This is a genomic window from Kitasatospora sp. NPDC008050, from assembly GCF_042957465.1.
In the GTDB taxonomy this organism is placed as follows: domain Bacteria; phylum Actinomycetota; class Actinomycetes; order Streptomycetales; family Streptomycetaceae; genus Kitasatospora.
On sequence record NZ_JBIBIJ010000012.1, the window covers coordinates 146,830 to 172,059 of the forward strand.

The window sequence follows — 25,230 nt, forward strand, 5'->3', positions numbered from 1 at the left end:
CAGTTCTCGTGATCCCCCCGGAGCGGAGAGAACGCAATGGCTGAGGAACCGGCCTGCTGGGCGGCCTGGACCACCAAGAACGTTCGATCAGGACCAGGCGGTGTCCTCAGCGTCGAGGGCGTGAAACTCACCGGCGACCTGAGTGTGCACACCACCTGGACCGGCACCGAGGCGATCCTCACCGTGCAGTACACGGACGCCCTGGACTGGTTCACCCTGCAGGGCAGCCCGCAGACGGTGACCGAGGAGCAGATCGCCCGTGATCTGCACCAGGCGGCCGTCAACGCGGTCAAGGCCGGCGGCGGGGCCGCGCTCACCTGACCCTGGGCCTCGACCTTGGCCTGGGCCTGGGCCGAAAGCCGAGGGTGAACCGGAGCCCGGCCCCGACCCGCCCCCGAAGCCGTACCGAGCTGCCTCCCGCACCCGCGGGAGGCAGCTCACTGTGCGGGTCGGGTGGCGCCCAACAGTTCGCGCAGCAGCGGCAGCAGCTCCGCCGCCCGCGTCTCGGCCAGCTCGCCGAAGGCGCCGCTGGTGCGGGCCAGGATCACCCCGGCGAAGGCCGCCGCCGCCAGCTCGGCACGCAGCTGGGCCCGCGGCACGCCCTCGGCGGCGAACCGGTCGTGCAGCGGATCCACCAGCCGCTCGCGCAGGTGCGTCCGGGCGGCCTGCTGCACCTCGGGGCTGTCCCCCGGCAGCACGGCGGCCTGGAAGGACGGCCCCGGCCCGCGCCGGTCGAAGCGGTCCAGCAGTTCGCGCAGCCGGTCCTCGTCGAGCAGGTCGGCGGGGGCCACGTCGCCCTGCTCGACCCGGACGGCGGCCAGGTAGAGCTGCATCTTGCCGCCGAAGTACCGGGCGATGAGCGCGGGGTCGACGCCTGCCCGTTCGCCGATCTCCCGGGTGGTGGTGCGTTCGAAGCCACGGTCGGCGAAGAGCTCCATCGCCGCCGTGATGAGCAGTTCCCTGCTGCGGGCCGCGTCCCGGCGGCGGGCCGGCGCCGGTGCGCTCTCGCCGGCCCGCTCGGCCTTCGCCGCCGGCTCCGGCCGCTCCGCCGCCCCCTCGGCCTTCGCCGCCTCGGTCACGACTCGGCCCGCGCCGGGCTGAACGGCACATCGTCCTCGCCGGGTGCGATATCGGCGATGCTCTCGTCCACCATCAGCTCCTCGTCCACCATCGCCACCTGAGCTGCTCCGGCAGCGCGCCGGGGCAGCACGATGGTAACCAGCCCGACCACCACCCAGACCGCACAGCTGATCAGCGCGGCGAACCGGTAGCCGTCGTTGCCGGGCAGCAGCTGCCCGGGCGCGGTGTGCGCCTGGAGCACCGCTCCGCACAGCGCGCTGCCGGTGGAGTAGCCGACGTAGCGCAGCACCTGGTTGAAGCTCACCGAGCTGCCGACCTCGTCGGCCGGCACCGCTGCGACGATCAGACCGGGCATCACGGCGAAGGTGCAGCCGACGCCGAGCCCGGCGATGGCCATCACCACCAGCAGCTCCCACAGGTGGCCACGGGCGAACAGGAAGACGACCACCGAGACCAGCGAGATCGCACAGCCCAGCGGCAGCACCAGAGCGGTGGAGGTGCGCCGGATCAGCACCGGCACCACCTTGCTGGAGAGCACGCTCAGCGCCGAGAACGGCAGCAGCACCAGGCCCGCGACCACCACCGAGCCGCCCAGTCCGTAGCCGGTGGAGGTGGGGGTCTGCACGAAGCGGATCACCAGCGACATCAGCAGGTACATCCCGACACCGGCGACCAGACCGGCCACGTCCGCGGTCAGCACGATCCTGTTGCGCAGCGTGCGCAGCTCCACCAGCGGGTGCTCGGTGCGCAGCTCGTGGCGGATCCAGCAGGCCAGCAGCAGCACCGCGACCACCGCCAGCGCCCACAGGCGCGGTGCGGCCCAGCCCCAGCTCTCCCCCTCGCTGAGCACCAGCAGCAGCCCGGCGAGCGCGAGGCCGAGCAGCGCGGCACCGAGGGTGTCCAGCGGGCGCTGCCGGCGGTCGGTGGTGGCCGGCAGCACCAGGGCGGCGAGCAGCAGCGCGAGCGCGCTGATCATGGCGCCGAACCAGAAGCCGGCGTGGATCCCGAAGGACTCGGCGATCAGCCCGGTGATCGGGTAGCCGAGGCCGACGCCGGCCACCGTGGTGATCGAGAGCAGCGCCACCGCCGAGCGGGAGGCCTCGGCGGGCAGGCTGTCCCGGGCGGTGGCGATGGCCAGCGGGGTGAGGCCGAGGCCGATCCCCTGCAGTGCGCGCCCGATCACCAGCCAGCCGAAGCCCAGCGGCAACGCGGCCAGCACGCTGCCGACCACGACCACGGCGGCGGCACCCAAGGTCACCGCGCGGCGCCGGGGGCCGTCGCCCAGGCGTCCCATCACGGGGGTGGCGACGGCACCGACCAGCATGGTGATGGTCAGCGACCACTGGGCGTCGGACAGCGAGACGTGGTCGACGGTGGCGATGGTCGGGACCAGTGGTGCACCGAGGCTGCTGATCACCGCCACCACGGTGCCGAGAAAGACCAGGACGGGCACCAGGGCCCGCTCGCGCCAGGTCGACCGCCCGCTCGGGGTGTCCATGGACGCGCCCTCCCATACCAAGAGACGTGCACGAGGCATCGGATGATGTCTTCATGCGATGTCTTCAGATGATGACATAATCGGATGACACGGCGAAACCCCCGGGCCCACAATCCCGTTCCCCGCGGCCGGGCAGTGGAATGAACCATTTGGCAGCGCGCGTTGGCGCGAAGGGGGACCATGCGGGAGGGGGGCTCGACCGGGCGACGGGGTGACTCGGCAAGGAGAGGGTGATGGGCGCGCTGACCTCGCTGGTCCAGGCCGCGGGCCTGTGGTCCTATGCCCTGATCTTCGCCCTGACCGCCGCTGAGACCAGCGCCTTCGTGGGCCTGGTGCTGCCCAGCGAGACGGTGATCCTCTTCGCCGCCGCGCTCTCCGCCCACGGGACGCTCAACCCGGTGCCGCTGGCCATCGCCGTGGTGACCGGCGGCATCGTCGGGGACAGCCTGGGCTACGCACTCGGGCGGTTGCTCGGCAAGCGGCTCGGCGCCCCGCAACGCGGCCACCGGATCCGCCCCGGCGGGCGGATCGACCGGGCCGGCAGCTACCTGCGCGAGCGTGGCGGCCCCGCCGTCTTCACCGGGCGCTTCATCGGATTCGTCCGGTCCTTCGTGCCGTTCGCCGCCGGCGCCGCCAAGATGCCCTACCGCCGCTTCCTGGCCTTCAGCGCCGGGGCCTCGCTCGCCTGGGGGCTGGGCAACGTGGCGCTCGGCTACTTCCTCGGCGCCTCCGCCCAGCGCCTGCTGCACACCATCGGCCTGGCCGGGGTGGCCGCGCTGGCCGGGGTGCTGGTGGTGGCGCTCCTGCTGCTGTGGTGGCGCAGCCGCAAGCGCGCCCACACCGCGGAGCACGCCCCGGTCCGCCCGTCCACGGCGCGCTGCGACGAAGCCCCCGTGCCCCCGCCGCCCCCGGACCCGGCCCCGGCCGGGCGGGGCGCCGCGCACGGCACCGCGGCGGATCCGGAGGTTCCGCCGCACCCACCGTCCGGTGGCTGAAGGTGCCCGGCCGACCGTGCTCCGTGGCCGTGTCACGCATTTCCTGCCCCGGCGGCAATCCGGTCGGCGCAGCACGATCCATGGCGCAATGGTCATGCCAAAATGGGATTGAAGGGCACATCACTGGGCAGATGCTCAGGGATCGGCCCGGACGGCGGTCCGGGCTGCCGGTCCGCCCGGTCCCGAGGAGGCCCGATCGTGGAACCCGTCCAGCGCTACGCAGTCTCTCTACCCGGCCCGGTCGGTCAGCACGGGCCCGCCACCGTGGTCGTGGTGCACTGGACGCCGAGGACCAACGGCGGCCACGCCGTCTACGCCGACGACACCGGTGCGTTCCTGGTCTCGATCGACACCGCCAGCGGGGTGGCCAGCCTGCTGGACGCCGTCGAGGGCCACCAGCACCAGTGCCTGCACGCCGTCCCCCTGCCGCAGGCCCGGGCCGCGGCCTCGGCCGTACCACCCGGCCGCGAGGTCTGGGGCGGTCCGATCAGCTGACATCGCGCCCGCCCCCGCCTGACAGCCCGCCCCCATCCGGCCGCCGAACCGCGAGGTTCAGCGGCCGCGCTCGTCGGTGCCGGCGACCTTGGCCGAGATGATCGCGATCCGGTTCCAGGTGTTGATGGTCAGGATCACCGCCACCAGCTGGGCCAGCTCGGCCTGCTCGAAGTGCTCGGCCGCCCGGTCGTAGACGGCCTGCGGCACGCCGCCGTCCGTGAGCCGGGTGACCGACTCGGCCAGCGCGAGCGCGGCGCGCTCCTTGGCGGTGAAGAAGTGCGCGGCCTCGCGCCAGAGGGCCACCAGGTGCAGCCGCTCCTCGCTCTCGCCCGCCTTGCGGGCGTCGCTGGTGTGCATGTGCAGGCAGTAGGCGCAGCCGTTCAGCTGCGAGACGCGGATCTGGACCAGCTCGACCAGGGCCGGGTCGACGCCTTCCCGGGCGGCCGCGTCCAGGCCGAGCACGGCCTTGAAGACCTTCGGGGCAGCCTGGGCCAGGTTGAGCCGGTGCGCGGCGGTGGCGGGGTTCCCGGTCGTGCTCTCGTTCGTGCTCTCGGTCGTGCTCGCGTTCGTGCTCTCGGTCGTGCTCTCGGTCGTGCTCGCGTTCGTCATGATCATGAATCTACGGGTGGCGATCGACCTCGGACAAGCTGCATTTCCATGGCAGGACCGGCCGATGGTGCTACCGCGCGGTCGATCGGACGGCCGCGACACGAACACATTTGCCCATGCTTGCGCGGCACCGTCACTCCGATGAGCGATGCTCGTCCCCGGAGGATCAGTCCGGACGCCGCCACCTGGTGCCGCGTCGGTCCAGGACCCGGCAGCTGCGAAAGAAGGTCTGATGCGCTCACCCGCCCGCCAGCTGCTCGGGTGCCTCGCCCTGCTGCTCACCGCCTGCGGTGCCCCCGTGCAGCCACGCGGTGGCACGGCGGACGCCACCGCGGCCGCCCCGGCGCCGCAGGGCTCGCCGGCCGCGCTGGCCGGCGCCCGCGCACCCGCGCTGCCCGTGCTGACCCCCGACCAGCTGGCCGGCCAACGGGTCGTCTACTCCTACAACGGCCCCACCGTCCCCACCTCCCTGCTCACCGCGGTCCGCACCGGACGGGCCGCCGGGGTGATCTTCTTCGGCTCCAACACGGCCGACCCCGACGCGCTGAACCGCGCCGTCACCGCCCTGCGCCAGGCCCAGCAACAGAGCCCCGTGCGGCTGCCGCTGCTGCTGATGACCGACCAGGAGGGCGGGCTGATCCGCCGCCTGCCCGGTGCACCGGAGCAGTCCGAGCGGGCGATCGGGCAGGGCCAGGACCCGGCGGCCGCCGCCGGTGCCGCGGGCGCCGCGGCGGCCCAGAACCTCACCGCGCACGGAATGAACGTCAATCTCGCCCCGGTGCTGGACGTCCACGACCAGGACGGCAACTTCATCGACCGGACCGAGCGCTCCTACAGCAGCGATCCGGCCGCCGCGGCCACCCTCGGCAGCGCCTTCATCACCGCCCAGCAGCACGCCGGCGTGGCCGCCACCGCCAAGCACTTCCCGGGCCTGGGCACCGCGCCCGCCGGCAGCGACACCGACACCGGGCCGGTCACCCTGAACGCCGACAGGCAGCGGCTGACCGCGACCGACGAGGCGCCCTACCCGGCGGCCATCGGCGCCGGGGTCGACCTGGTGATGGTCTCCTGGGCCGTCTACCCCGCGCTCGACCCCGACCATCCGGCGGGCCTGTCCCCCTCCGTGGTCAACGGCGAGCTGCGCGACCGGCTCGGCTTCCACGGCGTGACCATCACCGACGCGCTGGAGGCCGGCGCGCTGCGCGCCTGGGGCGGCACCGGACAGCGGGCCGTGACGGCCGCCGGCGCGGGCATGGACCTGATCCTCTGCTCGGCCCAGGACCCCGAGCAGGGCGAGGACGCCACCACCGCGCTGGCCGACGCGCTGACCACCAACCGGCTCGACCGCGCCGGATTCGACGCCGCGCTGGCCCGGGTCTCCGCGCTGCGGGCCGGGCTGCACTGAGCCACGAGCCGAGCCGTACCTGGCCCCACCGTACCGACCAGAGCACACCGACCGAGGCAGGAGCGCACCCCCATGTCCCTGGTGAGAGTCCACAACTTCTCCCTCTCCCTCGACGGCTTCGGCACCGGCGCCGGGCAGCGGCTCGACGCGCCGTTCGGCCATGCCGGCCACCGGCTGCACGACTGGTTCTTCCAGACCAGGACGTTCCGCCAGATGCACGGCGAGAGCGGCGGCGGCACCGGGATCGACGACGTGATGGCCCGCACCTGGGACGCGGGCATCGGTGCGGAGATCATGGGGCGCAACAAGTTCAGCCCGCACCGCGGCCCCTGGCAGGACCAGCGGTGGCAGGGCTGGTGGGGCGACAACCCGCCGTTCCACACCCCGGTGTTCGTGCTGACCCACCACCCCCGCCCCGCGATGGAGATGGCCGGCGGCACCACCTTCCACTTCATCGACGCCACACCCCACGAGGCAGTGCGGCAGGCGCGCGAGGCCGCGGGCGGTCTGGACGTGCGGATCGGCGGCGGCCCGAGCACCGTGCGCGCGTTCCTGGCCGCGGACCTGATCGACCGGCTGCACCTGGTGATCGTCCCGATCGTGCTGGGCTGCGGCGAGCGGCTGTGGGACGGCCTCGGCGGGATGGAGGAGCGCTTCCACGTCGAGTCCGTCTCCGCGCCCAGCGGCGTCACCCACCTGACCCTGACCCGGCGATGACGCGCGCCGCGCGGCGGCGCCCGCCCGGGGGCGCGAAAACCACCTGACGCCGTGATCGCCCACCGCCTACGGTGGCCGGATGCGACTTGACGAACAGGTGCTGGTCTTCGACGCCGACGACACCCTGTGGGAGAACAACATCCGTTTCGAGCGGGCGATCGAGGCCTTCCTCGACGAGGTGGCCCCGCCCGCGCCCAGCCGCGCCGCGGCCCGCGCCACCCTCGACGGCATCGAGGCCGCCAACGCCGCCCGCCACGGCTACGGCTCCCAGGTCTTCCTGCGCAGCCTCGGCGAGTGTCACGAGCAGCTGCACGGCCGGGCGGCCACCGCGGCGGAGCGGGACCGCCTGGCGGCGTTGGCCGCCTCGATCACCAGCGCCGAGGTGGAGCTGATCCCCGGCGTGGCCCAGACGCTGGCCGCGCTCGCCCGGCGGCACGAGCTGCTGCTGCTCACCAAGGGCGACCTCGCGGAGCAGCAGGCGAAGATCGACGCCTCGGGACTGGCCGACCACTTCAAGGCGGTGCACATCGTCCCGGAGAAGGACGTGGCAGCCTACCGGCGACTGATCGACACCCACACGCTGCCCCCGGAGCGGACCTGGATGATCGGCAACTCGCCGAAGTCCGACGTCCTGCCGGCCCGGGCGGCCGGGCTGAACGCGGTCTACATCCCGCACCAGCACACCTGGGCCCTGGAGGCCGCCGAGCTGGACCCCGCCGACGGCGGCGTGCTGCGACTGGCGACGTTCGCCGAACTCGGGGAGCACTTCTGATGGCGGCCCGTCAGCCCTCGGTCTCCTGCGTCTTCGTCTGCCACGACGGTGCCGGGCGGGTGCTGCTCGCCCGGCGTGCGGCGGCCGCCCGGGACGAGCCGGGGCGGTGGGACTGCGGCGCGGGGGCGCTGGAGTTCGGCGAGGAGTTCGAGGCGGCGGTGGCCCGCGAGGTGCGCGAGGAGTACACGGCCGAGCCGCTCGCGATCACCGTGCTCGGGGTGCGCAACGTGCTGCGCGGGGACCCGGTGGACTCGCACTGGGTCGCCGTCGTCTGCGCGGTGCGGGTCGACCCGGCGGCGGTGGCGATCGGTGAACCGCACAAGTTCGACGCGCTCGGCTGGTTCGGCGAGGACGAGCTGCCCGCGCCGCCGCACTCCCAGCTGCCGCCGACCCTGGCGCTGGCCCGGGCCCACCTGGCAGGGCGCGGGGCGTAGCTCGACCGGGCGGCGCCTGCGGCGTTTCTGACGCTCCAGCAGTCGCCGGGTCTGCCAAGCTCTCCCCGATGACCCGACCACCGCTGCCCCAGATGCTGACCACCGCCCTCAGCCGGTGGACCCTCCTGCTGCCGCCACTGGCGGCCGTGCTGCTCGCGCTGGTCTGGGGGCGCACGCTGCCGAACGCGGTGGCCGCGCTCGCCGGGCTGGTGCTGGTCCTGGCGGTGCTGGCGGCGGTGCACCACGCGGAGGTGGTGGCGCACCGGGTCGGCGAACCGCTCGGGTCACTGGTCCTGGCGGTGGCGGTCACGGTGATCGAGGTGGCGCTGATCGTCACCCTGATGGTCGACTCCGCGGCCAAGAACGCCACCCTCGCCCGGGACACCGTCTTCGCCGCGGTCATGATCACCTGCAACGGGATCGTCGGGCTCTGCCTGCTGCTCGGCTCGCTGCGCACCCGGGTCGCGGTCTTCAACCCGGAGGGCACCGGCGCCGCGCTGGCCACGGTGGCCACTCTCGCCACGCTCAGCCTGGCGCTGCCCTCGTTCACCACCAGCACCCCCGGGCCGGACTTCTCCCCCACCCAGCTCACCTTCGCCTCGGTGGCCGCCCTGGTGCTCTACGGCCTCTTCGTGACCACCCAGACGGTGCGCCACCGGGAGTACTTCCTGCCGCCGGAGCTGATCGACCGGCCCACGGCCGATGACCGGCACGGCGAGATCCACGGCGGGACTCACGACGGGACCCACGACGAACTCCCAAGCACCAGAGAGACCACCACCAGCCTGGTGCTGCTGATGGTCGCCCTGGTGGCCGTGGTCGGCCTGGCCAAGACGGTCTCGCCGACCATCGAACGCGGCGTCACGGCGGCCGGGCTGCCGGCCTCGGTGATGGGCGTGGTGATCGCGATGCTGGTGCTGCTGCCGGAGACCATCGCGGCGGTCCGGGCCGCCAAGCGCGACGAGGTGCAGACCGGGCTGAACCTGGCGCTCGGCTCGGCGATGGCCAGCATCGGGCTGACCATCCCGTCCGTCGCGCTGGCCTCCATCTGGCTGAGCGGGCCGCTGGTGCTGGGCCTGGGCGCCTCGCACCTGGTGCTGCTCGCGCTCACCGTGGCGGTGGGCACGCTGACCGTGATCCCGGGCCGGGCCACCCCGCTGCAGGGCGGGGTGCACCTGTCGGTGCTGGCCGGCTACGTGGTGCTGGCGGTCAGCCCGTAGGACCGACCGCCGGCAGGGGCGCGGTTTCAGGGGTTGACGAGCGTGACCGCGGCCTCCGGGGAGTGCAGCGCGAAGGTCAGCGACTCCTGGAGGTAGAGCCGCACCGCGTGGGCGTCGTGCGACAGGTAGCCGATCGACAGGTCCTGGCCCAGGTGCAGCTCGAAGTCGCCGCCCCGGGTGGAGAGCACCACTGCGCCCTGCAGGGCCGGCGCCCAGATGATCTCCCCGGTGACCACCCGCGCCAGGTGCTGGCGCACCGGATAGCCATGGTTGGAGGTCTCGTTGACCGCGGTGTACGCGTCGGCGCCCAGCAGCAGCGAGTACGGGCCGTCCACGCCGGCCAGCCGCAGCGTGGTCAGCGCCCGGCTGACCGCGTCCGGGTAGTCGGTGACCTCGGCCGGCAGGGTGACCGTCGGGTTGTCGGAGGCGATCCGCACCCCGGTGATGCCGGCCGCCGGCCAGCCCTCGAAGATCGCGGTGTCCTCGGCCTGCGCCATGGTGCGGGCCGCGTCCTTGACGGGCTGCCAGTCGGAGTCCTGGGAGCCGCGCTCGACGTCGTCCACGGCCTGGCGGTCCAGGGTGAACGGCACCCGCAGTTCGACCACCGGGCGGGACTCGCGCGCGTGCGCCATGGTCCCCGGTACCAGCGCGGCGATCGACTGCAGATGGCCGGAGCCGACCGCGGCGAGGTCCGGGCCCACCGGACCCACCAGGTCGACCACCCGGCGCCCGGCCAGGTGCAGGGTGAAGGTGCGCCGGGCCTCCTCCTCGATCTGCGCCCAGGCCCCGGTGGAGATCGGGGCCAGCTCGCGGTGCAGGTTGTTCATACGGTGGCACTCCTTTGCGGTCCGGCGAGGGGTGTGGGCTGCTGCTTGAGGCTGCCGATGCCGAGCGAGCCGTCCGCCGTGGCGGGGGCGATCCGCGCGGCTGCCGTTCCGGCGGCGGGCGGCGGGTCGTCGAGCAGGTCGGCGGACGGGACGAAGAAGAGTCCGCCGGTGACGGCCGTCGAGAAGTCGAGCAGCCGGTCGTGGCTGCCCGGCGGCCGCCCGAGGAACATGTTCTCCAGCATCTCCTCGGTCACCGCCGGGGTGTGGCAGTAGCCGATGAAGTAGGTGCCGAACTCCCTGTCGGCGTAGGAGCCGAACGGCATGTTCAGCCGCACGATCTCGCGCTCCTCGCCGTCCACCGGATCGAGGCTGGTGAGGGCCACGTGCGAGTCCACCGGCTGCTCGGCCGCGGGCAGTTCGACGTCTGCGAGCTTGGTGCGCCCCACCGCGCCCTCCTGCTGCCCGACCGGCAGCGCCTGCCAGCCGGCCAGGTCGTGCAGGTACTTCTGGACCACCACGTAGCTGCCGCCGGCGAAGTCCGGGTCCTCGGCGCCGATCAGCGCCGCCCGGTCGGCGTCGGCGCCTTCGGGGTTCTCGGTGCCGTCGACGAAGCCGAGCAGGTCGCGCCGGTCGGGGTAGCCGAAGCCGGTCACCTCGTCCACCACGTCCACGGCGCCGCGCAGCCGCTCCAGCAGCAGGCCGGCCAGGTCGAAGCAGGCGTCCTGGCGCTCGGCACGCAGGTGCAGCAGCAGGTCGCCGGGGGTGGCGGGGGCGGTGTGCCGCTCGCCGCGCAGCTCGCGGAAGGGGTGCAGCCCGGCGGGGCGCGGCGGGGCGAAGAGGCGGTCCCAGAGCAGCGAGCCGATGCCGAGCACGCAGCTGAGCCCGGTGTCACCGCCGCGGAAGCCGACCGACCTGCGCAGTGGCGCGAGGTCGGGCAGCAGGTCGCGCACCGCCTGCTCGCCGCCGGGGCGCACGGTGAGGACCAGGAAGAGCGCGGCGCAGCTGAGCGGGGCCCGCACGGCCTGCGGGCGCGGGGCCGCCGGCCCCGGCCCGTCGGCCGGCGTCACTGCTGCTGCTCGCTGCGGTCGCCGGCCCAGAGCGTGTGGAACACCCCGTCCCGGTCGGTGCGCCGGTAGGTGTGCGCGCCGAAGAAGTCCCGCTGGCCCTGGATCAGCGCGGCCGGCAGCCGCCCGGCGCGCAGCGCGTCGTAGTAGGCCAGTGCGGTGGCGAACCCTGGTACCGGCACGCCGAGTTGGGCGGCGGTGGAGACCACCCGGCGCCAGGCGGACTGCGCCTCGGCGAGCGCCTTGCGGAAGTACTCGTCGGTGAGCAGGGTGGGCAGCTCGGGGTCGGCCTGGTAGGCGGCCTCGATCCGGTCCAGGAACTTCGCCCTGATGATGCAGCCGCCGCGCCAGATCGAGGCCATCGCGCCGGGCGCGATCCGCCAGCCGTACTCCGCGCTGCCCGCCTGGATCTGGTTGAAGCCCTGGGCGTAGGCGACGATCTTCGAGGCGTACAGCGCCTGCTCCACGTCGCCGGCGAAGCGGTCGGCCGCCGCGCTGTCCAGCCAGGTCTCGGTGGGACCGGGCAGGTCCCGGGCCGCCTCGCGCAGCGCCGTGCTGCCGGAGAGCGAGCGGGCGAAGACCGCCTCGGCGATGCCGGAGACCGGCACGCCGAGTTCGAGGGCGCTCTGCACCGTCCAGCGCCCGGTGCCCTTCTGCTCGGCCCGGTCCTGGACGATGTCGACGAACGGGCGCCCGGTGGCGGCGTCGGTGTGGCCGAGCACCTCGGCGGTGATCTCGATCAGGTAGGAGTTGAGCCGGTCCTCGTTCCAGGTCCGGAAGGTCCGGGCGATCTCGGCGGGCTGGCGCCCGGCGCCGTGCCGCAGCAGGTCGTAGGCCTCGGCGATCAGCTGCATGTCGGCGTACTCGATGCCGTTGTGCACCATCTTGACGAAGTGTCCGGCGCCGTCCGGGCCGACGTGGGTGCAGCAGGGCTGCCCGTCCACCTTGGCCGCGATCGACTCCAGCAGCGGCCCCAGCGACCGGTAGGCCTCGGCGGTGCCGCCGGGCATGATGCTCGGGCCCAGCAGCGCGCCCTCCTCGCCGCCGGAGATGCCGGTCCCGACGAAGTGCAGGCCGTGTTCGCGCAGCGCGGCCTCGCGCCGCCGGGTGTCCATGAAGTGGGCGTTGCCGCCGTCGACCACGATGTCGCCGGCTTCGAGCAGCGGGACCAGTTCGTCGATCACCGCGTCGGTGGGTTCGCCCGCCTTGACCATGATGACGATCCGCCGCGGGCGGGCCAGCGAGGCCACGAACTGCGCCGTGGTCTCGCTGGGGACGAACGCGCCCTCGTGGCCGAATTCGGCCATCAGCGCGCTGGTCCGGGCGGCGCTGCGGTTGTGCAGGGCGACCCGGTGGCCGTGCCGGGCGAAGTTCCGGGCCAGGTTGCGGCCCATGACGGCCAGTCCGGTGACGCCGATGTCGGCAGACTCCTGCGCGCTCATTCAGATGACTCCAAGTCGCTCGTCCAGCAGCACGGTGAACAGCCCCAAGCCTGCCGTGCCGCTCCCGTCCGTGCACCACGGCACGCGGAGCGGGCGCACAGCGTCCGGACCGGGGCGGTCCGGCGTGGCGAGCGGCCGGGGGCCGGGCGTGGACGTCCTGAGCTGGCGTCAGCTGGGGTCGCCCCACTATGCGTTCGATGTATACACCTTGTGTATAGTCGCCTGCATGTCACTCGGTCACACCATCCTGGGACTGCTCGAGTCCCATCCGCGCCACGGCTACGACCTCAAGCGCGCCTACGACGAGCGCTTCGGCCAGACCCGCGCACTGCCCTACGGCCAGGTCTACGCCACCCTCTCCCGCCTGCTGAAGAGCGGCCTGGTCGAAGTCGACGGCACCGAGCAGGGCGAGGGGCCCGAGCGCAAGCGCTACGTGATCACCGAGGCCGGGATCACCGACGTCAGCCGCTGGCTGGCCGAGCCCGAGAGCCCCGCCTCCTACCTGCAGAGCACCCTCTACACCAAGGTGGTGCTGGCCCTGCTGACCGGGCGTCCCGCCCAGGAGGTGCTGGAGGCCCAGCGTGCCGAACACCTGCGCCACATGCGCGAGCTGACCCGCCGCAAGCTGGCCGGCGACCTGGCCGACCAGTTGCTCTGCGACCACGCACTGTTCCACCTGGAGGCCGACCTGCGCTGGCTGGAGCTGACCGCGGCCCGACTCGACGACCTGGCCAAGAAGGTGCGCGCCTGATGTCCACCGCCCCCACCACCACCGCCCGCACCACCGGCCCACTGGCCGAGGGCACGCTGCTGGCCGCCACCGACGTCCAGAAGAGCTTCGGCCTCACCCAGGCCCTGAACGGCGCCTCGCTGGACATAGGCCCCGGCGAGCTGGTCGCCGTGCTGGGCACCTCCGGCTCCGGCAAGTCCACCCTGCTGCACTGCCTGGCCGGTCTGATCCGGCCCGAAGCCGGCACCGTCAGCTACCGCGGCCAGGACCTGGCCGGTCTGTCCGACGGCGCCCGCAGCGCGCTGCGCCGCTCCGACTTCGGCTTCGTCTTCCAGTTCGGCCAGCTGGTGCCCGAGCTCTCCTGCCTGGAGAACGTCGCGTTCCCGCTGCGACTGAACGGGATCCGCCGGCACCTGGCCGAGGAGCGGGCCAGGCAGTGGCTGGAGCGGCTGGACGTGGCCGACCTCGCCGACAAGCGGCCGGCCGAGCTGTCCGGCGGCCAGGGCCAGCGGGCCGCGATCGCCCGCGCGCTGGTCACCGAGCCGGCGGTGATCTTCGCCGACGAGCCCACCGGCGCGCTCGACTCACTGCACGGCGAGCAGGTGATGGCGCTGCTCACCGCCGCCGCCCGGGAGTCCGGCGCGGCCGTGCTGCTGGTCACCCACGACATGCGGGTGGCCGCCTACGCGGACCGCGAGGTCGTGGTGCGCGACGGGCGTACCCGTGAGCCCGGGGAGAGCCGATGAGCGAGCGTCCGCTCTCCCGCCTGGTCACCGACCTGGTGATCGGCCTGCGGCTGGCCTTCACCGGCGGCCGCGACAGCCGCCTGCGCACCGCGCTGACCGCGATCGGCGTGGGCCTCGGCGTGGCCACGCTGCTGCTGGCCGCCTCCTTCCCCTCCGTGCGCGAGCACCGCGACGACAAGCTCCGCACCCAGAGCGGCGCGGTGGTCTCCGCCGTGATCGCGCCGCGCTCCGACCACAGCCTGCTGATCCACGACGCCCGCGGCACGTACCACGGCCAGGACTTCTTCGGCCGGATCGTCCAGCCCGAGGGGCCGAACGCCCCGCTGCCGCCGGGCCTGAGCGCCTACCCGGCCCCCGGCACGCTCGCCGTCTCCCCGGCACTGGCCAAGCTGCTGCACGCGCCCGGCGAGGCACTGCTGCGCGAGCGCTACCCCGAGCCGATCACCGGCACGATCGGCCCCGCCGGTCTGGCCGGCCCCGGTGACTACGCCTTCTACCTGGGCAGCGACAAACTGACCGACGGCGATCCGGATACTTTGCGGATCGACCACTTCGAGGAGAAGCTGCCGCCCAAGCCGACCGACCCGGTCCTGCTGCTGCTCACCGTGGCCGGCGTGGTGATCCTGCTCAGCCCGGTGGCCGTGTTCGTCGCCGCCGCCGCCCGGTTCGGCAGCGAGGCGCGCGACCGCCGGCTGGCAGCCCTGCGACTGGCGGGCGCCGACCGCGCCACCACCGCGCGGATCTCGGCCGGCGAGTCACTGGCCGGCGCGGTGCTGGGCCTGGGGCTGGGCGCGGTCTTCTTCCTGATCGGCCGTCAGCTGGTGGCGAAGGTGACCATCGCGGGACTGAGCGTCTTCGCCGACGACCTGCAGCCGCAGCCGGTGCTGGCGGCCCTGGTGCTCGTCGCCGTCCCGCTGCTGGCCGTCGCCGTCACCATGCTGACCATGCGCCGGATCGCCGCCGAACCGCTCGGCGTGGTACGGGGCGCCGAGACCCGGCGACGGGCGATCTGGTGGCGCGTGCTGCTGCCGCTGCTCGGCCTCGGCCTGCTCTTCACCCAGCGCGGCAAGCTGACCTCGCTCGACAACAACCAGGCCCTGGCGATCCTGATCGTCGGCCTGCTCCTGCTGCTGGTCGGCGCCACCCTGCTGCTGCCGCCCCTGGTCGCGCTGGCCTCCCGCGCGCTGCGCCGGGTCAGCGGACCGCCGGCCTGGCAACTGGCGCTCGGCCGGCTGCGGTTCAACCCGGAGAGCGCGGCCCGGCCGGTGACCGGCATCGTGGTGACGGTGGCCGGCGCGATCGCCCTGCAGACCCTGCTCGGCTCGCTCGCCACCGCGCGCAGCCCCTCGGCCGCCGAACTGGCCACCAAGGACCGCACCCTGCTGTCCGTCAGCTTCGACGCGGCCGGTGACCGTGCCACGCAACTCGCCGACCAGCTGCGCCACAGCCCCGGCGTCGCCGACGCGACCGGCTACACCGACCTCTACGCCGGCATGGGCGACCAGTTCTTCACCATCCGGGTGGCCGACTGCGCGACTTTGAAGGCCATGAACCACATCGCCGACTGCACCGACGGGGACGTCTTCACCACCCTGGGTCTGCGGTCCGCCCCGACCGGCCACAGCCCGCTCGCGGCCGGCGGACCGGTGCAGCTGGAGCCGATCGGCGAGCCCAAGAGCAACTGGCAGCTGCCGGCCTCCCGCGCCACGCTCACCCAGCCCCTGGACGACGGCCGCCCACACTACCTGGACGCCATCCTGGCCACCCCGTCCGTACTCCCCGCCGCCCTGCTGCACTCCCAGATCGCCAGTGTCGAGGTGCACCCGGTGCCCGGCACGCCGGACGCCGAGGAGCGGATCCGCACCGACGCGGCGATGATCAGCCCGGAGAGCGGCGTGTACAACTCCGCGAGCGGGCAGCCGGACAGCCAGTTCCTCAGCGTGCGCAACGCCCTGACGGCCGGCACGGTGGGGATCCTGACCCTGATCGGCGCCGGCATGCTGGTCGGCCTGCTGGAGCAACTGCGCGAGCGCAGGCGCACCCTGGCGGTGCTCACCGCTTTCGGGACCCGCACCCGCACGCTGGCCTGCGCGCTGCTCTGCCAGAGCGTGGTCCCGGTCCTGCTCGGCCTGGCCCTCGCCGTCACCTCCGGCCTGGCACTGGGCACCGCACTGCTCTTCCTGGCCAAGGTGCCGATCGGCTTCGCCTGGGGCGACATCGCGCTGATGGCCGGTGCGGGCGCGCTCGCGGTGCTGTTGATCACGGCGCTGAGCCTGCCGGCACTGTTGCGCCGGACCGGACCGGCGGGACTGCGCTACGAGTAAGCGGGTCCGCCCGGTGGGGTGCGGGCACCCGGCCCGCACCCCACCGGGCGCGTCGGTGCCCTGTCGGCGGCCCCGGCGCTGGACTACCGTGGAGAGAAGGTGGCACTGCCAGGACCAACCGGTTGAGGGGACGGCTGCCGTGTTCGCACTACTCGCGCTCAACCTGCTGGTCGGCGGCGTGCTCGCCTACCTCGCCGGGGTCGCCGGGCTGGCCGAGACGCGCCGGCTGCGGCAGGTGGGGGTCACCGCGTCGGCGCTCGTCGCCCGGCGCGCGAGCGGCGCGGACGGCCCCGGGCGACCGCTGCTCCAGTTCGCCACCCGGGAGGGGCTGGTGATGGAGGTCCTCTCCCCGGTCGGCCCCAGCCGCGCCCAGCCGCTGACCGCCGGGCGCGAGGTGCTGGTCCGCTACGACCCGGCCGACCCACGTCAGGTCCTGGTCCAGGGCCGGGAGCGGACGGCGATCGAGTACGGGTTCATGGCCGCCGGGGCCGTCATCGTGCTGACCGCGCTCACCTTGGCCGCACTCGCGGCCTGAGTACGGCAGCTGTCCGACTGTCCGTCATATCGGCCTCACGCAGGGCTTCGTAGCGTCGAAGCACGTCCTCGCGGTCGGCCGGCTCCGGCACGGTGGCCTCGCACAGGCGCCAGATCATCGCGCCCTGCTCCAGCAGCACCGCGCGCCGCCCGGGCTGCGCGGTCTGCTCCATCACCTTGCCCAGGATCTCCAGTTGCCGGATCATCACGGCCGGCATCCCGCCCGCCGACTGGCGGATCTTCTCGAAGGAGCGCTGCACCAGCCGGTCGTAGTCGGCCTGGTAGGCGATCAGCCGGATCCGGCCGCCGCGGTCCCGGTACACGCGTTGCGGGTGCCAGCCGTGGTTGATCCGGCACAGGCAGTCGCCGAGCCAGTCGATGCAGGTCAGTGCGGTGAAGGTGTCGTTGACGGCCGGCGACAGGGCGCGGATCGCGATCTCCACCAGCTGGTCGACGCCGAAGGAGATGTCCTGGGTCAGCGTCCGGTAGGGGCCGGTGATCTGGCCGCGGCGCAGTTGCCGGGCCACCCGCTCGGCCCGCTCCGCCGGCCAGACCACCGCGAGCGGCTGGCCCTGCACCAGGAAGTGCCCGGGCCGGTAGGGCAGATGGATCACCGCATCGGTCTCGGTGGCGATCCGCACCAACCGCTCGTGGCTGATGTACTGCAGGTAGCCGCTGGCCGTGGTCGGTATCGCGGCCCCGCGCGCGGCGACCAGGGCCAGCAGTTTCTCCCGGTCCGGCCCGCTGTCGCCCAGCGCGGGGGCGGGCTGGTCCTCGCCTCCCTGCGCCTCGATCGCGCGGGCCAGGTCGGTGGCGATGCCGGCGATCACCTGCGGCAGCTGGATCATGGTGGCTATGTGGTTGATGAAGTAGATCAGCACCGCGAGATCGACCCCGGTCAGGCCGAGCGCGACGGTGATCGACAGATGCGGCACGAAGTCGCCGTGCGGGCCCGGGCTGATCACGACCAGCACCAGGACCGTGTAGCAGAAGGTGGCCACGAAGGCGCCGAGCGCCAGCTGGGTGCCCCGGTCCCGGATGAAGGTGCGCAGCATGCGGGGGCCGAACTGGGTGGAGGCCAGGGTCAGCGCGACGATGGTGATCGAGAAGACCAGGCCGACCACGGTGATGATGGCGGCCGCGACGGTGGTGAGGATCTGCCGGGCCCCGTCCGCCGTGCCGGCCAGCACCCAGGTGGCGAGGCGGAACCGCCCGTCGTAGGCGGCCCGGTCCAGCGCGGTGGTCACCGCGAAGAGCAGCACGGCGATCAGCGCCTCGACGGTCGGCACCAGCCACAGGTTGGTGCGCAGCCTCTCGCGCCGCCAGTCGGTCTCCAGGAAGGCCCGGCCCCGCATCAGCGCACCGCCTCGTCGAGCGGGCGGGGTTCGGCGGTACGGGTACGGGCGGGCACGGGGCCTCCTGGCAACGTGGACGTCAGAGCTGTCTCCTGTTGCCGACCAGACTTCCCGGCGCACCAGCCGAGGAGCTTAGTCCACTCCTCTCCCGTCGCCCACCGCGGGCATGCGGTACCTCGGCTCGAAGCCCGGTGACGACTCGACACCCGGCACGCAGCCGAAACCCGGCGCCGGTGGCACTCGGCGCCGGGTGGCTCGGTCGTTGTTACTGGTTGGCCTTACGGCCGTGGTTGGCCTTCTTCTTGCGCCGGGCCCGCTTCTTGCGTGCTCGCTTGGACATGTGCGTGGTGCTTCTCTCTGTGGTGAGTGCGACTGTGCCGGATGGCGGTGGTGGCGGGCAGTTCAAGCCCGGGTGACCAGCTGTTCGGTGAGCTTGGCCAGGCGGCGCTGCGAACGCTCCTCCTGCGCGGACTGGGCGGTGGGGGCGATGTCGCCGCCGTCGTAGTAGGCGCCGTGGGTGAGCCGGAACTCCGGCAGGCACAGCCGCACCACGGCCGCCCCGCCGTCGGCGGCGGGTGCGCCCACCCGGCCGTAGAGCGGAAGCAGCGCGGTGTCGCACAGGCCCGGGTTGACGCTGACGGCGGTGATGCCCGAGCCCTCGGGGGCCATGTCGCCGGTGGCCATGGTCAGGGCGAGCTGGGACTGGGCGTAGGCGGCGACCCGGGAGTACTTCCTGGTCCGGTTGGGGTCGTTCCAGTTCATCGAGGCGGTGCGGTGCAGCGAAGAGGAGACGTTGACGATCCGGGCCCGGCCGTCGGCGGCCGTGAGCGGGGCCCGCAGCAGCTTGGCGAGCAGCGCGGCGGCCAGGAAGTTGACCTGGAAGGAGACCTCGTTGCCGTCCTCGGAGAGCGTGCAGCGCTCGGGGGCCATCACGGCGGCGTTGTTGACCAGCAGGTCGAGCGCCGGGACGGTGGTGGCCACCGCGCCGGCCAGCACGGCGACATCGGCGAGTCGGGTGAAGTCGGCGGCGAGGACGCGCAGTTGATCGCGCGAGGCACCCGCCTCGACCAGCTGGTCGAGGGCTCGTTCGCCCTCCTCGGCGGTGCGCGCGTGCACCAGCACGGTGGCGCCGTGCTGGGCGAGAAGTCGGGCGGTCTGCCAGCCGATACCGGAGGAGGCGCCGGTGACCAGGGCGGTCCTGCCGGAGAGCGAGGACGAGGGGTTCAGGACTGCGGACATGACCCATCCAAGGGTGTGCTGGGCACCGCCCGGGGTGCCGGGGCGCGTGGTGGCGCACCGGGGGCCGGGCGGGCGGGAGTTGGCGCGCGAAGTGCGCGGGAGAACGCCGCTCCGTCCCGGTGTCGGAACACGTCGGGTCGGAGCGGGGTGTGAAAAGGAGGCGCGGGTGGGCCGGAGGGCCCACCCGCAGCGCGACCAGGCTCAGCTACGGGGAGGCAGCACTACCGCGGTGCGCGAACAGCCGCACCGGCCAGACCCGCGCGCGGATGCGGCGGTCGGTCGTGATAGCGGGTCGGGCTGTTCATGACGCTCATTCAAGCCAACCGGATCGCCCGGGGCAAGCGCGTTCACTCGCGCTGATGAATCCTTGACAGGGCACGAGCCGGTCGCGCGCCGGTCGCGCACGCCGCTCCCGAGCCACGTCACGGCCCGCCGATCCCCGCCCACACCTCGGCACGGGGGCCGGCGCCGGGTTTCCCCCGGGTTCCGGATCGGTTCCGGTCGAGTTACACGACGGTCCGGAGTGCCGATGCCCCCGGCCGCCCTGCCCATGTCAAAATTGACCGGCCATCAGGTCCAGCCCTCGCCGCCTCGGCGACGGGCGCCAGATCCAGGAGGCCGCGTGAGGATCTTCGCCAAGCATTCGTTCGAATCGCTCTACCAGCAGCCGCTCCCGGGCGGCTACTTCCGTCAACTGGCGCCGCTGCGCTACCGCTCCCCCGACTTCGCCCGCCGACTGCTGCCCGGCACCATCGCGGAGCTGCGCCGGCGCACCGGACGTCGGCGGCTGAAGGTCCTGGACCTGGCCTGCGGCTACGGGATCAACAGCGCGCTGCTCAAGTTCGGGGTCGACTTCGCGACCTTCGCCCGGCGCTACCCACTGCACCCCGCCCGGACCGCGTCGGCGGCCGCGACCGCCCCCGACCCGGCGGAGTCGGCCACGGTCACCGACGAGGCCGTCAGCCGGGACGCCGCCTTCCTGCGGGCCAGGGCGCGGGACACCGAGCTGACCGTGGTGGGCCTGGACGTCTCGCGACCGGCCACCGAGTACGCGCTGGCCGCCGGTCTGCTCGACGCCGCCGTCAACACCGACCTGGAGCGGTACGACCCCACCCCGGCCGACCAGCTCGTGCTCGCCGGCGCCGATCTGGTGCTGGCCACCGGGGCGTTCAGCTACCTGGGCATCGCGACCCTGGAGCGGGTCCTCGCGCTGCAGAGCACCCCGCCGGTGGTACTGGGCTGGCCGCTCTACGGCCAGCCCACCGAGGAGATCGCCCGCTGCCTGGCCGACCACCGCCTGACCGTCACCCGGCCCGACCCGACCCCGCTGCACCAGCGGCACTTCGCCGACGCCCGGGAACGCGAGGCCTACCACTACTCGCTGCGCCGGCTGCGGCTGCCGTTCGTCGGGTCGGCGGCGGAGACCAGCCTCTGCGTCACCTCACTGCTCGCCCGACCCGCCCTGGCATGACACGGTGCTGAATTGACGTTTCGTCAGGACAGCTCAGGCCAGCCGGCTCAGCGCGGCCTCGGCCCGGCGCGCGGACGGTGCCGCGTGCCGTCCGCGGGCCCGGCGCCGGTGGCGGCGGGCCAGCCGGGAAGCCGTCTCGCGGGAGCGCGCGGGGTCGGTCAGGCAGAGCAGCAGGGCGAGTAGCGGCGGAACGGTCAGCAGGAGCAGGGTCAGCGTCATGGCGGCCACCTCTTCCGATCGTGAGCGAACGGCCTGAGGGCAGTGTCGCCATCCCGCCGGGCCGGTAACCGCCCGTCACACCATCGCCGGGGCCGATCACCCGCGGGGCCCAGCCGCCCCTGCGGCGACCGGCCGCAGCGCCGTCCCGTCCGGGTGACCACCCGTAACCCGCCTGCTCCCGGCGGGCCGCCCGCCGGTCTACCCTGGACCGCAGCCACCGTGCAGTGACCGTACGAAAGGAGCCGCCATGCCCACCGCGTACTGGAACGGCCAGGTGATCGCCGAGAGCGAGGACACCGTGGTCGTCGAGCAGAACCACTACTTCCCGTTGTCCGCCGTGCCGGCCCACTACCTGGTCCCCTCCGGGACCACCTCGTACTGCCCGTGGAAGGGCACCGCGAGCTACTACACCCTGCTGGTGGACGGCGAGCGGAACGAGGACGCCGTCTGGTACTACCCCGACCCCAAGCCGGAGGCGGAGCAGATCCGCGGCCGGGTGGCGTTCTGGCACGGGGTGGAGGTCCGTCCCTGACCCGCGGCGAGCCGGACGGCCCGCGGCCGGCCGAGCACCCCTGGCATCGGGCGCGAGCGGTGGCGCGCGGTGCCTGGCGGACCGCCGTGCCGCTGCCCGGCGGTCGGCACGGTCCGCTGCCGCCGCTGCTGCTCGTGCTCACCGTGGTCAGCGGAATGATCGACGCGGTCAGCTATCTGACGCTGGGTCATGTCTTCGTCGCCAACATGACCGGCAACGTGGTCTTCCTCGGCTTCGCACTGGCCGGCGCCCCCGGATTCTCGCTCGCCGCCTCGCTGACCGCGCTGACCGCCTTCGCCTGCGGTGCCTTCCTGGGCGGCCGGCTGCTGGCGGGCGTGCCGCACCGCGGGCAGGCGCTGCTGCGCGCGACGGCGGCCGAGACGCTGCTGGTGGCGGCCGCGGCGGTGCTCCTCGCGGTGCAGCCGGTGGTCACGCTCACCCAGTCGAACAGCTCCCGCTATCTCGCCATCGCCGTGGCGGCCGTCGGGATGGGCATCCAGAACGCGACCGTGGCCGTGCTCGCCGTCCCCGACCTGACCACCACCGTGCTGACCCGGACCCTCACCGGCATCTTCGCCGCGCCCGAGGACGCGGGGCGCTGGGGCGAGCCGACCGGGCGGCGGCTGCTCTCCGTGCTCACCCTGGCCCTGGGCGCCGTGGCCGGCGGGCTGTTGGTGCTGCACACCAGCCAGTCGGCCTCACTGGCGGTGCCCGCGGCGCTGGCGGCGGCGGTCGCGGTGGCGGCGCTGCGCTCGGTCGGCTCGGGGGCCGGCTGGACCCGGCCGGCCTGAGACCAGCCGGTATCCGGCGGGCGGTCCGATATTCCCGTCGGCCGGGTGGCCAATGTCACGCTCCGCCACCCCGCACCTACGGTGGCGTAGGTCACTTGAGACAGTGAAGTATCTCATCCCATGGCTGACCATCTGGAGATCCTTGACCTCAACTCCTACGTAGCCCTCGGCGACAGCTTCACCGAGGGCCTGAACGACCCGTCCCCCGACGGCACCTTCGCGGGCTGGGCCGACCGGCTGGCCTGGATGCTGGCGGCGGGGCGGCCCGAGGGCGAATTCCGGTACGCGAACCTCGCGGTGCGCGGCCGGCTGCTCGACCAGATCGTCGCCGAGCAGGTGCCCCAGGTCCAGCGGATCCAGCCCGACCTGGTGACCTTCGTGGCCGGCGGCAACGACATCCTGCGTCCGGGCGCCGACCCGGACCTGGTCGCCGAGCGCTTCGAGGCAGCCGTCGTGCGGCTGCGCGAATCGGCGGGCACGGTGCTGATCTCCACCGGCTTCGACACCCGCAGCATGCCGGTGCTCAAGCACCTGCGCGGCAAGATCGCGACGTACAACGTGCACCTGCGGGCGATCGCGGACCGCAACGACTGTGCGGTGGCCGACCTCTGGTCGCTGCGCACGCTGCAGAGCCGGCAGGCCTGGAGCGAGGACCGGCTGCACCTGTCCCCCGAGGGCCACCAGCGGGTGGCGCTGCTCGCGGCCCGGGCCCTGGGCCTGGCGACCGAGGAGGACCCGGCCGCGCCGTGGCCCGCCGAGGAGTCGCACACCGCCGCCGAACAGCGCCGGGAGAACCTGCAGTGGGCGCGGGACTACCTGCTGCCCTGGGTCGGCCGGCGGCTGCGCGGCGAGTCCTCGGGCGACCACGTCGAGGCCAAGCGGCCCGACCTGCTGCCGCTGTGAACGACTGCGGCCCGGCCTCCCCCATCGAGGGGGAGCCGGGCCGCTGCCGTCAGCCGATGGAACGTCAGCCCACGTTCCACAGTGCGCCGTGGCTGCTGACGAGTTCGGCGGCGAGCACGGCGAGGTCGGCCGCGCCGAGGGTGAGGCCGAGCAGCACGCGGCCGCGGCGGGCGGTGCCGCGCACCAGCGCGAGCGAGCCGAGGACCAGCGCGAGCGGTCCGAAGACGAGGTTGAACATCAGCAGGCCGATCAGGCCGAGGACGAACGAGGCGACGGCCATCCCGTCGGCCTCCCGGGTCAGCGTCCGGGCGTTCATGGGAGTCCCCCTTCTGGGACGAACAGGGCTGGATTCGCGGCGAGTCGGGCGGGTCAGCGGTGGCGCAGCCAACCGGCGCCCTCGCGGACACCGAAGGCCAGCAGCCAGGCGCCGATGACCGCACCGGCGAGCAGGAACTGCGGCAGAGTGGTGTGCGCGGCGGCGCCCAGCAGGACCCCCGCGGCGGCGAGCGCGATGAAGAAGAACATGATCGACCCTTCGGCTGGCAGGGCGTCCGACCGGTGACCCGGCAGACCATCGGCGATTTGAGCTAACAAGTGTTCGCCGACATCTCCACTCTACGCTGGCGCAGCTCGGCAAACAGTTGTTTACTGAATGATGTGAGTCACACCCCCGGAACCAGAGCCGCCCAGAAGGAGCAGAGCCGCCGCGCACTGCTCGACGCCGGGCTGCGACTGCTGGAGCATCAGAACCTCAGCGGACTCGGCGTACGGGAGGTGACCCGGGAGGCCGGACTCTCCCCCGCCGGCTTCTACCGCCACTTCCGCGACCTGGACGAACTCGGCGTGGTCCTGGTCACCGAGTCGCTGCAGAGCCTGCACCTGATGATCCGAACGATCCTGGCCAGCCAGGGGGATGCCGAGCAGGTGATCGACGGGGCGATCGCGGTGGTCGCCCGGCACGTCCGCGAACACCGGGCCCACATCCGCTTCCTGGCGCGCGAGCGGCACGGCGGGGTGCGGCGGGTGCGCGAGGCGATCGCGGCGGAGCTGGCGGCTTTCACCGACGAGACCGCCGCGGCGCTCGGCACCCAGCCGCAGAGCGCCGGTTGGCGCGCCGCCGACCTGCGGATGCTCGCCGGGCTCTATGTCGAGCACCTGGTGGCCACGGCCGCAGCGCTCCTGGAGGCCCCCGCCAACTCCCCCGCCGCCGAGCGCCGGATCGCCGCCCTCGCCCGCGACCAGCTGCGGCTGATCAGCCTGGGCCGCCGGCACTGGCCGGCCCACTGACCCCTCGCGCACGGTGCCCGGCTCACTCCGGACGGGTGAGTCCGGCCGCCGGGCAGTGTCCTCACGCAGGTCAGCGCGTTGAACGCGACGTCGCACCAATGCCGGCGCCGCGGTGGGTTCGCCGCCCGCCGGTCCTGTCGAGAGGAAATCACCCATGCTCAAGAAGGCTCTGGCGAGCACTGGTATCGCCGTCGCGTCGCTGGCCGCACTGGCCTCCCCGGCGATGGCCATCGGCAACGCCGACGGCTCGGCCGCCTCGATCTCCGGCGACGGGGGCACCAACAACGACGGCACCCACGGCAACCACAGCGCGGCGTACCACACCCTGGACAACACCAACCTCTGCCTGCCCGAGGTCCACCACGTGCAGGTCGGCGTGCTGGTCCCGGTCCAGGTGGACGTCCCGATCGCCAACCAGCAGCAGCACCAGATCTGCAACGTGGGCCAGACCACTCAGGGCAACGGCGACGGCGCACTGCTCTCGCACGCGATCGGCTGAGCACCCCACGCCCAGCTCGGTCGGCACCACCCCGCAGCCCCC

Annotated in this window: 29 protein-coding genes; 18 read left to right on the forward strand and 11 right to left on the reverse strand. The window is 73.4% G+C overall.

All coding sequences use genetic code 11. From position 1 onward, the window contains the following. Positions 1-36: 36 nt before the first annotated feature. A complete protein-coding gene (locus ACFZB9_RS23840) occupies positions 37-321 on the forward strand; it encodes a hypothetical protein (protein ID WP_391450208.1) in 285 nt (94 codons plus the stop codon). A 116-nt stretch (positions 322-437) separates the two neighbouring features. Here the strand turns inward: ACFZB9_RS23840 and ACFZB9_RS23845 are convergent, their stop codons facing one another. Together ACFZB9_RS23845 and ACFZB9_RS23850 are read right to left on the reverse strand one after the other, a co-directional pair. After that, the gene (locus tag ACFZB9_RS23845) at positions 438-1,079 is read right to left on the reverse strand and encodes a helix-turn-helix domain-containing protein (RefSeq protein WP_391450210.1); all 642 of its coding nucleotides are present in this window, start codon (positions 1,077-1,079) and stop codon (positions 438-440) included. After that, positions 1,076-2,578 (reverse strand): MFS transporter, encoded by a 1,503-nt coding sequence (locus ACFZB9_RS23850; protein WP_391450212.1) that lies wholly within the window; start codon positions 2,576-2,578, stop codon positions 1,076-1,078. The genes ACFZB9_RS23845 and ACFZB9_RS23850 overlap by 4 nt, the downstream gene beginning before the upstream one ends. A 233-nt stretch (positions 2,579-2,811) precedes the next feature. On the opposite strand from ACFZB9_RS23850, the gene ACFZB9_RS23855 reads away from it, so the two are divergent. Then, positions 2,812-3,573, forward strand: coding sequence for a DedA family protein (locus ACFZB9_RS23855; RefSeq protein WP_391450214.1), 762 nt, complete (start codon positions 2,812-2,814; stop codon positions 3,571-3,573). 102 nt (positions 3,574-3,675) lie between these two features. Further along, positions 3,676-4,068 (forward strand): DUF6296 family protein, encoded by a 393-nt coding sequence (locus ACFZB9_RS23860; RefSeq protein WP_391450215.1) that lies wholly within the window; start codon positions 3,676-3,678, stop codon positions 4,066-4,068. 57 nt (positions 4,069-4,125) lie between these two features. On the opposite strand, the gene ACFZB9_RS23865 is transcribed toward ACFZB9_RS23860, so the two are convergent. Beyond that, positions 4,126-4,683 (reverse strand): carboxymuconolactone decarboxylase family protein, encoded by a 558-nt coding sequence (locus ACFZB9_RS23865; protein WP_391450217.1) that lies wholly within the window; start codon positions 4,681-4,683, stop codon positions 4,126-4,128. A 226-nt stretch (positions 4,684-4,909) separates the two neighbouring features. Between ACFZB9_RS23865 and ACFZB9_RS23870 the strand changes: the two genes are divergently transcribed. The 5 genes from ACFZB9_RS23870 to ACFZB9_RS23890 all read left to right on the forward strand — a co-directional run bounded on the left by ACFZB9_RS23870 (position 4,910) and on the right by ACFZB9_RS23890 (position 9,225). After that, entirely contained in the window at positions 4,910-6,082 is a 1,173-nt protein-coding gene (locus ACFZB9_RS23870) for a glycoside hydrolase family 3 N-terminal domain-containing protein (protein WP_391450219.1), read from the forward strand. A 72-nt stretch (positions 6,083-6,154) separates the two neighbouring features. Continuing rightward, entirely contained in the window at positions 6,155-6,799 is a 645-nt protein-coding gene (locus tag ACFZB9_RS23875) for a dihydrofolate reductase family protein (RefSeq protein ID WP_391450221.1), read from the forward strand. Between the two features lie 79 nt (positions 6,800-6,878). Beyond that, entirely contained in the window at positions 6,879-7,571 is a 693-nt protein-coding gene (locus tag ACFZB9_RS23880; protein ID WP_391450223.1) for an HAD family hydrolase, read from the forward strand. Further along, positions 7,571-8,005, forward strand: a complete 435-nt coding sequence (locus ACFZB9_RS23885; RefSeq protein ID WP_391450225.1) for an NUDIX domain-containing protein — start codon at positions 7,571-7,573, stop codon at positions 8,003-8,005. The genes ACFZB9_RS23880 and ACFZB9_RS23885 overlap by 1 nt, the downstream gene beginning before the upstream one ends. A 68-nt stretch (positions 8,006-8,073) precedes the next feature. Beyond that, the gene (locus ACFZB9_RS23890; RefSeq protein WP_391450227.1) at positions 8,074-9,225 is read left to right on the forward strand and encodes a calcium:proton antiporter; all 1,152 of its coding nucleotides are present in this window, start codon (positions 8,074-8,076) and stop codon (positions 9,223-9,225) included. 26 nt (positions 9,226-9,251) lie between these two features. Here the strand turns inward: ACFZB9_RS23890 and ACFZB9_RS23895 are convergent, their stop codons facing one another. Genes ACFZB9_RS23895 through gndA form a run of 3 tightly spaced genes read right to left on the reverse strand, consistent with a single transcriptional unit; the run spans position 9,252 to position 12,558 of the window. Next, the gene (locus tag ACFZB9_RS23895) at positions 9,252-10,052 is read right to left on the reverse strand and encodes a family 1 encapsulin nanocompartment shell protein (RefSeq protein WP_391450228.1); all 801 of its coding nucleotides are present in this window, start codon (positions 10,050-10,052) and stop codon (positions 9,252-9,254) included. Further along, positions 10,049-11,119 (reverse strand): Dyp-type peroxidase, encoded by a 1,071-nt coding sequence (locus tag ACFZB9_RS23900; RefSeq protein WP_391450230.1) that lies wholly within the window; start codon positions 11,117-11,119, stop codon positions 10,049-10,051. Before ACFZB9_RS23900 ends, ACFZB9_RS23895 begins: the two co-directional genes overlap by 4 nt. Further along, complete coding sequence (gene gndA, locus ACFZB9_RS23905; RefSeq protein WP_391450232.1) at positions 11,116-12,558, reverse strand: NADP-dependent phosphogluconate dehydrogenase; 1,443 nt, start codon at positions 12,556-12,558, stop codon at positions 11,116-11,118. Before gndA ends, ACFZB9_RS23900 begins: the two co-directional genes overlap by 4 nt. Positions 12,559-12,784: 226 nt before the next feature. Between gndA and ACFZB9_RS23910 the strand changes: the two genes are divergently transcribed. The 4 genes from ACFZB9_RS23910 to ACFZB9_RS23925 all read left to right on the forward strand — a co-directional run bounded on the left by ACFZB9_RS23910 (position 12,785) and on the right by ACFZB9_RS23925 (position 16,893). Further along, positions 12,785-13,309, forward strand: coding sequence for a PadR family transcriptional regulator (locus tag ACFZB9_RS23910; RefSeq protein WP_391450233.1), 525 nt, complete (start codon positions 12,785-12,787; stop codon positions 13,307-13,309). Then, positions 13,309-14,034, forward strand: a complete 726-nt coding sequence (locus tag ACFZB9_RS23915) for an ABC transporter ATP-binding protein (protein WP_391450236.1) — start codon at positions 13,309-13,311, stop codon at positions 14,032-14,034. Before ACFZB9_RS23910 ends, ACFZB9_RS23915 begins: the two co-directional genes overlap by 1 nt. Then, positions 14,031-16,358, forward strand: coding sequence for an ABC transporter permease (locus ACFZB9_RS23920; RefSeq protein WP_391450238.1), 2,328 nt, complete (start codon positions 14,031-14,033; stop codon positions 16,356-16,358). Before ACFZB9_RS23915 ends, ACFZB9_RS23920 begins: the two co-directional genes overlap by 4 nt. A 139-nt stretch (positions 16,359-16,497) precedes the next feature. After that, positions 16,498-16,893, forward strand: a complete 396-nt coding sequence (locus ACFZB9_RS23925; protein ID WP_391450240.1) for a DUF3592 domain-containing protein — start codon at positions 16,498-16,500, stop codon at positions 16,891-16,893. Here ACFZB9_RS23925 and ACFZB9_RS23930 read toward each other — a convergent pair. After that, the gene (locus ACFZB9_RS23930; protein WP_391450241.1) at positions 16,868-18,247 is read right to left on the reverse strand and encodes a DUF2254 domain-containing protein; all 1,380 of its coding nucleotides are present in this window, start codon (positions 18,245-18,247) and stop codon (positions 16,868-16,870) included. The two genes, ACFZB9_RS23925 and ACFZB9_RS23930, sit on opposite strands and share 26 nt — an antisense overlap. A 402-nt stretch (positions 18,248-18,649) precedes the next feature. Then, a complete protein-coding gene (locus ACFZB9_RS23935) occupies positions 18,650-19,486 on the reverse strand; it encodes an SDR family NAD(P)-dependent oxidoreductase (protein ID WP_391450242.1) in 837 nt (278 codons plus the stop codon). Positions 19,487-20,108: 622 nt separating this feature from the next. Here ACFZB9_RS23935 and ACFZB9_RS23940 point away from each other — a divergent pair. After that, positions 20,109-20,957: a hypothetical protein gene (locus tag ACFZB9_RS23940; RefSeq protein ID WP_391450244.1), complete on the forward strand. Its 849-nt coding sequence runs from the start codon at positions 20,109-20,111 to the stop codon at positions 20,955-20,957. Between the two features lie 33 nt (positions 20,958-20,990). Here the strand turns inward: ACFZB9_RS23940 and ACFZB9_RS23945 are convergent, their stop codons facing one another. Then, positions 20,991-21,176, reverse strand: a complete 186-nt coding sequence (locus ACFZB9_RS23945) for a hypothetical protein (RefSeq protein WP_391450246.1) — start codon at positions 21,174-21,176, stop codon at positions 20,991-20,993. 247 nt (positions 21,177-21,423) lie between these two features. Here ACFZB9_RS23945 and ACFZB9_RS23950 point away from each other — a divergent pair, with 247 nt between their 5' ends. The 3 genes from ACFZB9_RS23950 to ACFZB9_RS23960 all read left to right on the forward strand — a co-directional run bounded on the left by ACFZB9_RS23950 (position 21,424) and on the right by ACFZB9_RS23960 (position 23,402). Further along, positions 21,424-21,708 carry a DUF427 domain-containing protein gene (locus ACFZB9_RS23950; protein ID WP_391450247.1) on the forward strand — a complete coding sequence of 95 codons (285 nt, stop codon included), beginning with the start codon at positions 21,424-21,426 and terminating at the stop codon, positions 21,706-21,708. 59 nt (positions 21,709-21,767) lie between these two features. After that, the gene (locus tag ACFZB9_RS23955) at positions 21,768-22,499 is read left to right on the forward strand and encodes a YoaK family protein (protein ID WP_391450249.1); all 732 of its coding nucleotides are present in this window, start codon (positions 21,768-21,770) and stop codon (positions 22,497-22,499) included. A 120-nt stretch (positions 22,500-22,619) separates the two neighbouring features. Next, positions 22,620-23,402, forward strand: coding sequence for an SGNH/GDSL hydrolase family protein (locus tag ACFZB9_RS23960; RefSeq protein WP_391450251.1), 783 nt, complete (start codon positions 22,620-22,622; stop codon positions 23,400-23,402). Positions 23,403-23,466: 64 nt separating this feature from the next. Here the strand turns inward: ACFZB9_RS23960 and ACFZB9_RS23965 are convergent, their stop codons facing one another. Together ACFZB9_RS23965 and ACFZB9_RS23970 are read right to left on the reverse strand one after the other, a co-directional pair. Further along, the gene (locus ACFZB9_RS23965; RefSeq protein ID WP_391450253.1) at positions 23,467-23,718 is read right to left on the reverse strand and encodes a DUF4190 domain-containing protein; all 252 of its coding nucleotides are present in this window, start codon (positions 23,716-23,718) and stop codon (positions 23,467-23,469) included. Positions 23,719-23,771: 53 nt separating this feature from the next. Beyond that, on the reverse strand, positions 23,772-23,927 hold the full coding sequence (locus ACFZB9_RS23970) for a hypothetical protein (protein WP_391450255.1): 156 nt from the start codon (positions 23,925-23,927) through the stop codon (positions 23,772-23,774). A gap of 132 nt (positions 23,928-24,059) precedes the next feature. Between ACFZB9_RS23970 and ACFZB9_RS23975 the strand changes: the two genes are divergently transcribed. Then, positions 24,060-24,689 (forward strand): TetR family transcriptional regulator, encoded by a 630-nt coding sequence (locus tag ACFZB9_RS23975; RefSeq protein WP_391450257.1) that lies wholly within the window; start codon positions 24,060-24,062, stop codon positions 24,687-24,689. Between the two features lie 154 nt (positions 24,690-24,843). Further along, entirely contained in the window at positions 24,844-25,188 is a 345-nt protein-coding gene (locus ACFZB9_RS23980; protein ID WP_391450259.1) for a rodlet layer protein, read from the forward strand. The last annotated feature ends 42 nt before the right edge of the window (positions 25,189-25,230 follow it).